Annotated in this window: 12 protein-coding genes; 7 read left to right on the plus strand and 5 right to left on the minus strand. The window is 65.5% G+C overall.

Going from position 1 to position 12,067, the window contains the following annotated elements:
- Positions 1-24 precede the first annotated feature (24 nt).
- The 3 genes from ftsZ to lpxC all read left to right on the plus strand — a co-directional run bounded on the left by ftsZ (position 25) and on the right by lpxC (position 3,074).
- Positions 25-1,221, plus strand: coding sequence for a cell division protein FtsZ (ftsZ, locus tag CFB40_RS02680; RefSeq protein WP_011350843.1), 1,197 nt, complete (start codon positions 25-27; stop codon positions 1,219-1,221).
- A gap of 188 nt (positions 1,222-1,409) precedes the next feature.
- Complete coding sequence (locus tag CFB40_RS02685) at positions 1,410-1,916, plus strand: peroxiredoxin (RefSeq protein WP_011350844.1); 507 nt, start codon at positions 1,410-1,412, stop codon at positions 1,914-1,916.
- 240 nt (positions 1,917-2,156) lie between these two features.
- Entirely contained in the window at positions 2,157-3,074 is a 918-nt protein-coding gene (gene lpxC, locus CFB40_RS02690) for a UDP-3-O-acyl-N-acetylglucosamine deacetylase (protein WP_011350845.1), read from the plus strand.
- A 73-nt stretch (positions 3,075-3,147) separates the two neighbouring features.
- Here the strand turns inward: lpxC and CFB40_RS02695 are convergent, their stop codons facing one another.
- The gene (locus tag CFB40_RS02695) at positions 3,148-3,624 is read right to left on the minus strand and encodes a DUF721 domain-containing protein (protein WP_039353137.1); all 477 of its coding nucleotides are present in this window, start codon (positions 3,622-3,624) and stop codon (positions 3,148-3,150) included.
- Positions 3,625-3,880: 256 nt separating this feature from the next.
- Here CFB40_RS02695 and secA point away from each other — a divergent pair, with 256 nt between their 5' ends.
- The 4 genes from secA (at position 3,881) to CFB40_RS02720 (ending at position 9,394) form a co-directional block, all read left to right on the plus strand.
- Entirely contained in the window at positions 3,881-6,679 is a 2,799-nt protein-coding gene (gene secA, locus CFB40_RS02700; RefSeq protein WP_089424426.1) for a preprotein translocase subunit SecA, read from the plus strand.
- A 144-nt stretch (positions 6,680-6,823) separates the two neighbouring features.
- Positions 6,824-8,065 carry a bifunctional glutamate N-acetyltransferase/amino-acid acetyltransferase ArgJ gene (argJ, locus tag CFB40_RS02710; RefSeq protein ID WP_089424427.1) on the plus strand — a complete coding sequence of 414 codons (1,242 nt, stop codon included), beginning with the start codon at positions 6,824-6,826 and terminating at the stop codon, positions 8,063-8,065.
- Positions 8,066-8,084: 19 nt separating this feature from the next.
- A complete protein-coding gene (locus CFB40_RS02715) occupies positions 8,085-8,954 on the plus strand; it encodes an ATP-binding protein (RefSeq protein WP_089430572.1) in 870 nt (289 codons plus the stop codon).
- A complete protein-coding gene (locus CFB40_RS02720) occupies positions 8,951-9,394 on the plus strand; it encodes an NUDIX domain-containing protein (RefSeq protein WP_039353126.1) in 444 nt (147 codons plus the stop codon). The genes CFB40_RS02715 and CFB40_RS02720 overlap by 4 nt, the downstream gene beginning before the upstream one ends.
- 60 nt (positions 9,395-9,454) lie before the next feature.
- Here the strand turns inward: CFB40_RS02720 and CFB40_RS02725 are convergent, their stop codons facing one another.
- From CFB40_RS02725 to CFB40_RS02740, 4 genes are all read right to left on the minus strand, one after another.
- Complete coding sequence (locus CFB40_RS02725) at positions 9,455-9,655, minus strand: DNA gyrase inhibitor YacG (protein WP_027788444.1); 201 nt, start codon at positions 9,653-9,655, stop codon at positions 9,455-9,457.
- A 25-nt stretch (positions 9,656-9,680) separates the two neighbouring features.
- The gene (gene zapD / locus CFB40_RS02730; RefSeq protein ID WP_039353119.1) at positions 9,681-10,436 is read right to left on the minus strand and encodes a cell division protein ZapD; all 756 of its coding nucleotides are present in this window, start codon (positions 10,434-10,436) and stop codon (positions 9,681-9,683) included.
- Between the two features lie 109 nt (positions 10,437-10,545).
- On the minus strand, positions 10,546-11,154 hold the full coding sequence (coaE, locus tag CFB40_RS02735; RefSeq protein WP_089430573.1) for a dephospho-CoA kinase: 609 nt from the start codon (positions 11,152-11,154) through the stop codon (positions 10,546-10,548).
- Between the two features lies 1 nt (position 11,155).
- Positions 11,156-12,067: a prepilin peptidase gene (locus CFB40_RS02740; RefSeq protein WP_089424431.1), complete on the minus strand. Its 912-nt coding sequence runs from the start codon at positions 12,065-12,067 to the stop codon at positions 11,156-11,158.

A 12,067-nucleotide genomic window follows, 5' to 3' on the forward strand; every position in this document is an offset into this window, starting at 1 on the left:
GTCATTCTCTTGACGGAGGCAACAATGGAATTCGAAATGCTGGAAACCGAGACCAACGGCACCATCATCAAGGTGGTCGGCGTTGGCGGCGCTGGCGGCAATGCCGTCCAGCACATGATCAACCGCGGCGTGCAGGGCGTCGACTTCATCGTGATGAACACGGATGCGCAGGCGCTGTCGCGTTCGCGCGCATCGTCGGTGATCCAGCTCGGCAACACGGGCCTGGGCGCTGGCGCGAAGCCGGAAATGGGCCGTGCGGCAGCGGAAGAAGCGCGTGAGCGCATCGCCGACGCACTGCGCGGCGCGCACATGGTGTTCATCACGGCCGGCATGGGTGGTGGCACGGGCACGGGCGCGGCGCCGGTGGTCGCGCAGATCGCGAAGGAGATGGGCATCCTGACGGTGGGTGTCGTCAGCAAGCCGTTCGAGTTCGAAGGCGGCAAGCGCATGCGCGTCGCTGAAGCCGGTTCGCAGCAACTGGAGGATCACGTCGACTCGCTGATCGTCGTGCTGAACGACAAGCTGTTCGACGTGATGGGCGACGACGCCGAGATGGACAAGTGCTTCCAGTGCGCCGACGACGTGTTGAACAACGCGGTCGCAGGCATCGCTGAAATCATCAATGTCGATGGCCTCGTGAACGTCGACTTCGAAGACGTGAAGACGGTGATGGGCGAGCAAGGCAAGGCGATGATGGGCACGGCGACGGTCGCCGGCGTCGATCGCGCACGCCTCGCGGCGGAACAGGCCGTGGCGAGCCCGCTGCTCGAAGGCGTCGATCTGTCGGGCGCGCGCGGCGTGCTGGTCAACATCACGTCGAGCCGTTCGCTGCGTCTGTCGGAAACGCGCGAAGTGATGAACACGATCAAGAGCTACGCGGCGGAAGATGCGACGGTGATCTTCGGTGCGGTGTACGACGACGCAATGGGCGATGCGCTGCGCGTGACGGTCGTGGCGACGGGTCTGGGCCGTGCGGCGAAGAAGCAGCAATCGGCACCGATGACGCTGCTGCGCACGGGTACGGACAACCAGCCGGTCAGCGCGGTGTCGCACGGCTATGCACCGACGCATCACGTCAGCACGGCAGACTACGGCGCGCTCGACACGCCGGCGGTGTGGCGCAATTCGCGCGAAACCGCGGCATCGCACGTGCAGGCGCTGCAGGAGAAGGGTGTCGACACGTACGACATCCCGGCTTTCCTGCGCAAGCAGGCTGACTGACGCAAACACAGGCGAAGCCGCGGCGAATCTGCCGCGGTATCGCCGGCGTGACGGATGCTACGGACCACGACAGGCCGCGTCGGCTGCGACGCCGGGCCGGGAAACGTGCCCTCTCCGCTCAAGCGGGGCGGGATGGACCGTGCTGTCCGCGACACGCTGAAAAACCGTATCGCTATGAGGGACCAGCCATGATTCAAGTGGGCGACGCGCTGCCCGACGCGCAATTGTTCGAGTACATCGACGACGCGCGCGAAGGGTGCACGCTGGGGCCGAACGCCTACAGCGTGCGCGACCAGGTTGCGGGAAAGCGGGTGGTGATCTTCGGATTGCCGGGCGCTTTCACGCCGACCTGCTCGGCGCAGCATGTGCCGGGCTATGTCGAACACGCCGAGCAATTGCGCGCGGCGGGCATCGACGAGATCTGGTGCGTGTCCGTCAACGACGCATTCGTGATGGGCGCATGGGGACGTGATCTGCACACCGCGGGCAAGGTGCGCATGATGGCGGACGGCAGCGCGGCTTTCACTCATGCGCTGGGGCTGACGCAGGATTTGTCCGCGCGTGGCATGGGAATTCGTTCCCTGCGCTACGCGATGGTGATTGACGGCGGTGTGGTCAAGACGCTGGCCGTCGAGGCGCCGGGCAAATTCGAAGTGAGCGATGCGGCGAGTGTTCTCGCGACGTTGACGTCCTGATCGTGCGGTGCGCCGTTGCCTTCCGGCAACGCTGCTCACCGGCCTCAGGGCAGTTGTAACACGGGCCGATGACCGGAAACGCCTCCGTTCCGGGCATCGGCCCGTCCCGTATCGGCGCGGGTAAACAGTCGAAACAGATTGATACGCAGTTTCAAACTACGCTGAATAGGGAATTACGCTATAATCTCCCCTATCGAATATAACTCCTGATTGATATCTTCAATCACGACGAAGAACATCATGCTGAAGCAGCGCACCATCAAATCCATCGTGAAGACCGTGGGTATCGGTGTCCACTCGGGCCGCAAGATCGAGCTGACGCTCCGTCCTGCCGCACCCGGCACGGGCATCGTCTTCTCGCGCGTCGACCTTCCCACGCCCGTCGACATTCCCGCCGCGGCGACGTCGATCGGCGATACGCGGCTCGCGTCGGTGTTGCAGAAGGATGGCGTGCGCGTGTCGACCGTCGAGCACCTGATGTCGGCATGTGCCGGCCTCGGTATCGACAACCTCTATGTCGACGTGACGGCCGAGGAAATCCCGATCATGGACGGCAGCGCGGCGACCTTCGTGTTCCTGATCCAGTCCGCCGGCATCGAGGAGCAGAACGCGCCGAAGCGCTTCGTCAAGGTGAAGAAGACGGTCGAAATCCGTGATGGCGACAAGTTCGCGCGTCTCGATCCGTACTTCGGTTTCAAGCTGAAATTCTCGATCGACTTCCGTCACCCGGCCGTCGACAAGACCGGCCAGGAGCTCGAGGTCGATTTCGCCAATACGTCGTACGTGCGCGAGATTGCCCGTGCACGCACGTTCGGCTTCGCACATGAAGCCGAGATGCTGCGCGAGATGGGTCTCGCCCGTGGCGGCAGCATGGAAAACGCGATCGTGCTCGACGAGTACCGCATCCTGAACAACGACGGGTTGCGCTACGACGACGAGTTCGTGAAGCACAAGATGCTCGACGCGATCGGCGACCTGTACGTGATCGGCCATCCGCTGCTGGCGTCGTACACGGCGTACAAGTCGGGCCACGGGCTGAACAACGCGCTGCTGCGCGAACTGCTCGCGAACGAGGATGCGTACGAGATCGTCACGTTCGACGATCCGCAGGCAGCGCCGAAGGGCTTCGCGTTCGACATGCAGACGGCCTTCGCCTGATCTGCGTTCCGTGCAAGCAATAAAAAAGCAGCCTTCGGGCTGCTTTTTTATTGGCCGGCTGCGGGGCGTGCCGTCAGCGTGGTTTAGCGCCATGCCGGGCCGCCATCCGCGCGAGCGCGTCCTGCAGCGGTGACGGTTCGAGATGATCTGCCAGGTCGCGCAACGCGGCCGCGCCGACCGACGTCATCCGTGCCTGCTTCACGTGGGGCGGCTCCGGCGCATCTTTCGGGCGCACGCGTACGCGTAGCGTCGAGACCGGCCAGCCGCGTTTTTGCAGATCGCCGAGCAACCGCGGTTCGACCTGTCGCAGACGAGCGGCCAACGCGTTGTGTGCAGCAAAGAGGGTCAGGGTGCCGTCCTTGATGAAGCCCGGTTCGACATGATTCGCCAGGTAGTCGGGCAGGAGCGCGGCAAGATCGCGCTGCAGCGACGCGATCTGTTCGACGCCGGCGCGCAACGCCGCGAACGCGTCGGTGCGGCCCAGCACTTCGGACACGGGTTGCGGGCGATACGGGGCGAGCGGGCCGAAACGCTTGGAAAATCGGTTCATCGAGACATTCTTCGGGCGCGCACGCGCGCGGACGTTGACGCCGATTGTACCCGTGCGGGCCCGTGCGCGGGCGGCTTTCGCCCCGATGGCCCGGCGGTCGGCGCGCAGTGTCCGTCCGGCCGAGACACGGGCGCACGCTTCCCCGCGTGCTAAAATTCATCGTTTGAGTCCACTAATTCGCTAAGCCGCCGAGGCTCGGGCGCCGGGGCGCGCAACACGCGCCGGGCGCCGGTGCTGCGACGCAGGATCCGATCCGATGACAACCGGTTTTCTCCAGAAAATTTTTGGCAGCCGCAACCAGCGGCTCGTCAAGCAATACCAAAAGACCGTCACGACGATCAATGCGCTCGAAACGCAGATCGAGAAGCTGACGGACGACCAGTTGCGCGGCAAGACGGACGAATTCCGCCAGCGGGTCGCGGCCGGCGAGTCGCTCGACAAGCTGCTGCCCGAGGCCTTCGCGGTCTGCCGAGAGGCCAGCCGTCGCGTGCTGAAGATGCGGCACTTCGACGTGCAGATGATCGGCGGCATGGTGCTCCACTACGGCAAGATCGCGGAAATGCGCACCGGCGAGGGCAAGACGCTCGTCGCGACGCTGCCCGTGTACCTGAACGCGCTGGCAGGCCGCGGCGTGCACGTGGTGACCGTCAACGATTACCTCGCGCAGCGCGACGCCGAATGGATGGCGCGCCTCTACAACTTCCTCGGTCTGTCGGTCGGCATCAACCTGTCCGGCATGGAGCACGACCAGAAGCAGCAGGCTTACGCGGCGGACATCACGTACGGCACGAACAACGAGTTCGGCTTCGACTACCTGCGCGACAACATGGTCTACGAGACCGACGCGCGCGTTCAGCGGGCACTGAACTTCGCGGTCGTCGACGAAGTGGACTCGATCCTGATCGACGAGGCGCGTACGCCGCTGATCATTTCGGGCCAGGCAGAGGATCACACCGAGCTGTACGTGCGGATGAACGCACTGCCGCCGCTGCTCGAGCGCCAGATCGGCGAAGAGAAGGCCGACGGCACGGGCGTCGAGAAGCCGGGCGACTACACGCTCGACGAGAAGGCGCGCCAGGTGTTCCTGACGGAATCGGGCCACGAGAAGGCCGAGCGCCTGCTCGCCGAATGGGGCCTGATCGGCGAGGGCGAAAGCCTGTACGCACCGCAGAACATCACGCTGATGCACCACGTGTACGCGGCGCTGCGCGCGCACACGCTGTTCCACAAGGATCAGCACTACGTCGTGCAGAACGGCGAAGTGGTCATCGTCGACGAATTCACGGGCCGCCTGATGGCCGGCCGCCGCTGGTCCGACGGCCTGCACCAGGCGGTCGAGGCGAAGGAACACGTGAAGATCCAGAGCGAGAACCAGACGCTCGCGTCGATCACGTTCCAGAACTACTTCCGGATGTACGCGAAGCTGGCCGGCATGACCGGTACCGCCGACACCGAAGCGTACGAATTCAACGAGATCTACGGCCTCGAGACGGTCGTGATCCCGACCAACCGTCCGCCGAAGCGGATCGACAAGCAGGACCAGATCTACAAGACGGCCAAGGAGCGCTATGACGCGGTGATCCGCGACATCCGCGACTGCTACGAACGCGGCCAGCCGGTGCTGGTCGGCACGACGTCGATCGAGAACTCGGAGCTGCTGTCGCACCTGCTGAAGCAGGCCGGGCTGCCGCACGAAGTGCTGAACGCGAAGCAGCACGAGCGTGAAGCCGCGATCGTCGCGGAAGCCGGCCGGCCGAAGCGCATCACGATCGCGACCAACATGGCCGGCCGCGGTACCGACATCGTGCTCGGCGGCAATGCCGAGAAGCAGGCGGCGTTCATCGAGGCCGACGAAGCGATCCCGGCCGACGAAAAGGCGCGCCGCATCCAGAAGCTGCACGACGAGTGGGAAACGCTGCACGAGGAGGTGAAGGCCGCGGGCGGCCTGCACATCATCGGCACCGAGCGCCACGAATCGCGCCGGATCGACAACCAGCTGCGCGGCCGTGCGGGCCGTCAGGGCGATCCGGGTTCGTCGCGCTTCTACCTGTCGCTCGACGATCCGCTGCTGCGCATCTTCGCGGGCGACCGCGTGCGTTCGATCATGGACCGCCTGAAGATGCCGGAAGGCGAGGCGATCGAGGCCGGCATCGTCACGCGCTCGATCGAGTCCGCGCAGCGCAAGGTCGAAGCGCGCAACTTCGACATCCGCAAGCAGCTGCTCGAATACGACGACGTGTCGAACGACCAGCGCAAGGTGATCTACCAGCAGCGTAACGAGCTGCTCGAAGCGCACGACATCACCGAGACGATCACCGCGATGCGTCACGGCGTGATTACCGAAGTCGTCCGCCAGTTCGTGCCGGAAGGCAGCATCGAAGAACAGTGGGACGTGCCCGAACTCGAGGAAGCGCTGCGCAACGACTGGCAGCTCGACCTCGCGATCCAGGAAATGGTGAACGAGTCCTCGTCGATCACGGCCGAGGAAATCCTCGACGCGGTGACGACGGCCGCCGACGAGCAGTACGAGGCGAAGGTCGCGATGGTCGGCCGCGAATCGTTCAGCGCGTTCGAGCGCTCGGTGATGCTGCAGACGGTCGACCGCCTGTGGCGCGAGCACCTCGCGGCGCTCGACCACCTGCGCCAGGGCATCCACCTGCGCGGCTATGCGCAGAAGAATCCGAAGCAGGAATACAAGCGCGAAGCGTTCGAGCTGTTCGCCGCGATGCTCGAGGCGATCAAGCAGGAAGTCACGCGCGTCGTGATGAACGTGCAGATCCAGTCGCCGGAACAGCTCGAGCAGGCCGCCGAGCAGATCGAGGAGCGTGGCGGTCATCTCGAGAACGTCGAGTACCAGCACGCCGATTACGCGGAAGCCGGTGCGCCGGTGGCCAACGTCACGGCTGCCGCGGCGGCTACGGCGACTGCCGACATGGTCGGCAGCGCGATGACGCACAGCGGCCCCGGCGGCGAAATGCCGAAGGTCGGCCGCAACGACCCGTGCCCGTGCGGCAGCGGCAAGAAGTACAAGCAATGTCACGGGAAGCTGTCATGATCGACGGCGGCGCGCATCACGCGTGCCGCTTCGTTCGCAGTTTCGAGTGAGTGAGGTGAGTTGCGGCGGCCCGCGCGTGCGGCCGCTGGTTCTTCCAATCGATGCCGGCGCATGCCGGCATTTTCCATCCGGCAGGTGTGCCCCATGGCTGTCAATTTTCCGTCGATCGATCCCGCCCAACTGCATCCCGTCGCCGGCGTCACGCTCGGCTGGGCGGAAGCGAACATCCGCAAGCCGAATCGCAAGGACGTGCTGGTCATCTCCGTCGACGAAGGCGCGACGGTCGCGGGCGTGTTCACCGAAAACCGTTTCTGCGCAGCGCCGGTCACCGTCTGCCGCGAGCACCTGGCGAAGGTGCGCGCGGGCGGCGCGGGCATTCGCGCGCTCGTCGTGAATACGGGCAATGCGAACGCGGGCACCGGCGAGCCGGGCCTCGTGAACGCACGCGAAACCTGCACGGAACTTGCGCGCCTCGCGGGCATCGAGCCGGCACAGGTGCTGCCGTTCTCGACCGGCGTGATCCTCGAGCCGCTGCCGATCGAGCGCCTGAAGGCCGGCTTGCCGGCCGCGCTCGCGAACCGCAAGGCCGCGAACTGGTTCGACGCCGCGCAAGCGATCATGACGACGGACACGCTGCCGAAGGCCACGTCGCGCCAGGTGACGATCGACGGCCATACGGTCACGCTGACGGGCATCAGCAAGGGCGCGGGCATGATCAAGCCGAACATGGCGACGATGCTCGGCTTCCTTGCGTTCGACGCGAACGTCGCGCAGCCGGTGCTCGACACGCTCGTGAAGGAAGTCGCGGATCGCTCGTTCAACTGCATCACGATCGACGGCGACACGTCGACGAATGACTCGTTCATCCTGATCGCGTCGGGCAAGAGCACGCTGCCGGCGATCACGTCGACCGATTCGCCGGCCTATGCGGCGCTGCGCGATGCGGTGACGGAAGTCGCTCAAGTGCTGTCGCAACTGATCGTGCGCGATGGCGAAGGCGCGACGAAATTCATGACGGTGCAGGTCGAAGGTGGCAAGAATGTCGCGGAATGCCGCCAGATCGCTTACGCGATCGGCCATTCGCCGCTCGTGAAGACGGCGTTCTACGCATCCGACCCCAACCTCGGCCGGATTCTCGCGGCAATCGGCTATGCGGGCGTCGCGGATCTGGACGTCGACAAGATCGACCTCTATCTCGACGACGTGCTCGTCGCGAAGGCGGGCGGCCGCAACCCGGCTTACCAGGAAGAAGACGGCCAGCGCGTGATGAAGCAGAGCGAAATCACGATCCGCGTGCTGCTCGGCCGCGGCGACGCGCAGGCCACCATCTGGACGTGCGACCTGTCGCACGACTACGTGAGCATCAACGCGGATTACCGTTCCTGATCGGGAGCGTTCGAACGACATGGACAAGCTTGAACAGTTTCTGATGCGCGCCGAAGCGCTGCTCGGCCGTCTCGAGGGGATGCTGCCGCCCGCGCCGGCCGCGGTCGACTGGAATGCCGCGCACGCGTTCCGCTGGCGCAAGCGCCAGGGGCGCGGCTATCTGCAGCCGGTGCCGGCCGTGTCGTCGATCACGCTCGACGATCTGCACAACATCGATCGCCAGAAAGGGCTGATCGAACAGAACACGCGGCAGTTCGTGCAGCAGAAGCCGGCCAACAACGTGCTGCTGACCGGCGCGCGTGGTACCGGCAAATCGTCGCTGATCAAGGCGTGCCTGAACGCGTATGCGAACGAGGGCCTGCGCCTGATCGAAGTCGACAAGGACGACCTGCACGATCTCGGCGACATCGTCGACCTGATCTCGCAGCGTCCCGAGCGCTTCATCGTGTTCTGCGACGACCTGTCGTTCGAGGAAGGCGAGTCGGGCTACAAGGCGCTGAAGGTCGCGCTCGACGGCTCGATCGCCGCGCAGTCGGACAACGTGCTGATTTACGCGACGTCGAACCGCCGCCATCTGCTGCCCGAGTACATGAGCGACAACGAGTCGTACAAGCATCTTCCGGATGGCGAGATTCACCCCGGCGAAGTCGTCGAGGAAAAGATCTCGCTGTCGGAGCGCTTCGGCCTGTGGGTCAGCTTCTATCCGTTCAAGCAGGACGACTACCTCGACATCGTCGGGCACTGGCTGCGTCATTTCGGCTGCCCGGATGCGGAGATCGAATCCGCACGCGGCGACGCGCTCGTGTGGGCGCTCGAGCGCGGTTCGCGCTCGGGGCGCGTCGCGTGGCAGTTTGCGCGTGACTGGTCGGGCCGCAAGGAGCGGGCATGAGCGCGGATCTCGCACAAGGCGCGGTGCGCGCGCCCGATGGCCGCAAGGTGACGGAAGTCGCGGTCGGCGTGATGGTGCAGCCGGACGGAAGCTACCTGCTCGCGCAGCGGCTGCAAGGCAAGCCGTATGAAGGCTACTGGGAGTTTCCTGGCGGCAAGCTGGAGGCCGGTGAAAGCGTCGAGGACGCGCTTGCGCGCGAACTGCACGAGGAGCTCGGCATCGAAGTCACGGCCAGCCACCGCTGGCACACGCTCGAGCACGATTATCCGCATGCGTACGTGCGGCTGTATTTCTGCAAGGTGACGGGCTGGACGGGTGAGCCGCACAGCAAGGAAGGGCAGGCGTTCGTGTGGCAGCAACTGCCGGTCGCCGTCGCGCCGCTGTTGCCGGCCGCGCTGCCGGTGCTCGAACTGCTCGAGAAGGAAGCCGCGTCGAACTGACGCCATGATGGCCTGCCGGAAAGGCGGGCCATATCACTAGCAGGCGGTGCTGCGCGCCGCTCAGCTGTCGCGGCGGCCGTCCGTGCCGTCTTCTTCCGACGAGGGGCCCTCGTCGGAGGATCCTCCGATCCGGTACTTTTCCGCGGCCCATGCGCCGAGGTCGAGCTGCTTGCAGCGGGCCGAGCAGAACGGGCGGAACTGATTTTCGGGCGTCCAGCGCACTTCGGCGCCGCACGACGGGCATTTCACAACGGTAGTCATACGAAAGCGATCCGGCCCGCGGCCGTTACAGATTGCACAGTGTCAGATGGAACGGCACGTCGATATCCACCGCGCGCGGACGCACATCGCCGTCCTGCATGGTGAACCGTACCCACAGCATGTATTTGTTCGCGCTCGCTTCGGGAATGACGCGCAACTCCGGCGGCACGCGCACCTGCATCAACTGGTAGGTGCGGCCGGACAGCATCTGCTGGTAGCTGCCCTGCATCGCCATGACCTTCGACGCCTGGCCCGATTCGCGCGCGAGCCGCAGCACGATCGTCACCGCGTCGCGCAGCGGCAGCATCGGCAGGATCCACTTCGCGATGTCCTGGCGCCGCTGCTCGGCGGGCCACTGCTGCCATGCGTAGTACGACGGCAGGTCGAACTTGCACGTACCGCCGGGAATCACCGCGCGGCTGCGGATGCTGGCGAGCCACTCGTTGTCGACGAGGTGCTGCCCGGTCTTGCCCTGCATCTGCGCGAGGTTCGCGAGCGTCTGCTCGATTTCGCCGAGCACGGCTTCGAGCGCGTTCTGCTCGATGCCCGGATTGCCGCGAAAGGGGGCGAGCGTCTGGCGCTGACGTTCGAGCTCCTTCATCAGATCCGATTTCAGGTCCGCGCGGCCCGTTACCTCGGCGATTTCGAACAGCGTCGTCAGCGCGACGTGGTGTTCACGCGGGTCCTCCTGAGCCAAAAAGAACGCGAAGCGCTCGAAGAGATCTTCGAGGCGCAACAACGTGCGAATTCGCTCGTTGAACGGATACTCGTAAAGAATCAAGCGCGCTCGCCTCTTGGGTAGGGATTGAAACAATGCAGGACATTCTAATGCTCACTCTCTACCCTAGCAACGCGCCAATTTCGTACACCATCACGATTGGGCACGCGGTTCAGCGCGCGGCGGCCGCAAACGCGAGATAGCGTTGGTGCAGTGCATCGACCTGTGCGGCGAGCGTGTCGGGTGTCGTCGCGTCGTTGACGATCACGTCGTCGGCCGCCGCGAGACGGGCTTCGCGCGTCGCCTGTTTCGCGATGATCGCTTCGACCTGCTCGCGCGTGAAGCCGTTGCGCCGCATCACGCGTGCGATCTGCGTTTCGACCGCGCAATCGACGACGAGCACGCGATCGCTGCGCGCCTTCCAGTTGCCTGACTCGACGAGCAGCGGCACGACGAACATCACGTACGGGCCCTGCGCTTCGCGGGCCTCGCGATCGGTTTCCGCGCGGATCAGCGGATGCGTGATCGCTTCAAGGCGCCGGAGCGCGGCGTCGTCGCTGAAGATCAGTGCGCGCATCTTCGCACGATCGAGCGAGCCGTCGGCGGCAACGAAGCCGGGGCCGAATGCCTGTTCGATCGCCGGCATCGCGAGACCGCCCGGTGCGGTGATGCGATGGGCGATCAGATCGGTATCGACCAGTGACGCGCCGCGGGCGCCGAACAGGTCGGCGACGGTCGTCTTGCCGCTGCCGATGCCGCCGGTGAGTCCAATTGCGAACATGTCAGCCTCCGAGCGCCGAATAGAACGGGGTGCCGAAAAACAGCGTCGCGGCGCCGCCTGCCGCGAGGAACGGGCCGAACGGAATCGGCTCCTCGAAGCGCATGCGGCCGCGCCAGGTCGCGATGAGCCCGACGATCGCGCCCGTCACGGCGGCGAACAGCACGACCTGCGGCAATGCGGCCCAGCCCATCCATGCGCCGAGCGCGGCGAGCAGCTTCAGGTCACCAAAACCGATGCCCTCGATGCCGCGCAGCCATTTGAACAGCCAGTAGATCGCCCACAGGAACAGGTAGCCGGCCATGGCCCCGATCACCGCCGAGCGCAGCGACGTGAACGTGCCGCCGAGGTTCAGCGCGAGCCCGGCCCAGAGGAGCGGCAGCGTCATCGAGTCGGGCAGGTAGCCCGTCCGGATATCGATCGCGCTCATCGCGAGCAGCGCGGCGCACAGCGCGAATGCGGCAAGGGCGGCGACGGTCGGGCCGAATACCGCGAGCGAGCCGGCGGCGAGCAGCGCGCACGCGAGCTCGACGAGCGGATATACGATGCCGATCGAATGGCCGCAGCGCCGGCAGCGCCCGCGCAGCATCAGAAAGCTGACGAGCGGGATGTTTTCCCATGCGCGCAGCACGTGGCCGCAATGCGGGCAGGCGCTGCGCGGTCGCCACAAATCGTAGCGCGGCGGGTAGCCGTCGTCGGGTGGGGCACTCGCGTTGCCGGTCGCTTCATCGATCTCGGCCTGCCACGCACGCTGCATCATCACGGGCAGCCGGTGGACGACCACGTTCAGGAAGCTGCCGACGCAAAGGCCGACGACGACCGCGAATGCATACTGCAGCGCGGGCGGCAGCATCGCCAGCGCGAGCAGCGTGCTCTCGGGCGAATCGGTAACGGAGTACAGGGGCGCTGGCGTCAT

Source organism: Burkholderia sp. AU31652 (genome assembly GCF_002223155.1).
Taxonomy (GTDB): Bacteria; Pseudomonadota; Gammaproteobacteria; order Burkholderiales; family Burkholderiaceae; genus Burkholderia.

What these genes read in the sequence shown, in the direction of transcription:
- argJ (WP_089424427.1), top strand. Translation starts at nt 6,824, where the DNA reads ATGGCTGTCAATTTTCCGTCGATCGATCCCGCCCAACTGCATCCCGTC.
- CFB40_RS02695 (WP_039353137.1), bottom strand. Translation starts at nt 3,624, where the DNA reads ATGAACCGATTTTCCAAGCGTTTCGGCCCGCTCGCCCCGTATCGCCCG.
- CFB40_RS02725 (WP_027788444.1), bottom strand. Translation starts at nt 9,655, where the DNA reads ATGACTACCGTTGTGAAATGCCCGTCGTGCGGCGCCGAAGTGCGCTGG.
- ftsZ (WP_011350843.1), top strand. Translation starts at nt 25, where the DNA reads ATGGAATTCGAAATGCTGGAAACCGAGACCAACGGCACCATCATCAAG.
- CFB40_RS02715 (WP_089430572.1), top strand. Translation starts at nt 8,085, where the DNA reads ATGGACAAGCTTGAACAGTTTCTGATGCGCGCCGAAGCGCTGCTCGGC.
- secA (WP_089424426.1), top strand. Translation starts at nt 3,881, where the DNA reads ATGACAACCGGTTTTCTCCAGAAAATTTTTGGCAGCCGCAACCAGCGG.
- coaE (WP_089430573.1), bottom strand. Translation starts at nt 11,154, where the DNA reads ATGTTCGCAATTGGACTCACCGGCGGCATCGGCAGCGGCAAGACGACC.
- CFB40_RS02720 (WP_039353126.1), top strand. Translation starts at nt 8,951, where the DNA reads ATGAGCGCGGATCTCGCACAAGGCGCGGTGCGCGCGCCCGATGGCCGC.
- lpxC (WP_011350845.1), top strand. Translation starts at nt 2,157, where the DNA reads ATGCTGAAGCAGCGCACCATCAAATCCATCGTGAAGACCGTGGGTATC.
- CFB40_RS02685 (WP_011350844.1), top strand. Translation starts at nt 1,410, where the DNA reads ATGATTCAAGTGGGCGACGCGCTGCCCGACGCGCAATTGTTCGAGTAC.
- CFB40_RS02740 (WP_089424431.1), bottom strand. Translation starts at nt 12,067, where the DNA reads ATGACGCCAGCGCCCCTGTACTCCGTTACCGATTCGCCCGAGAGCACG.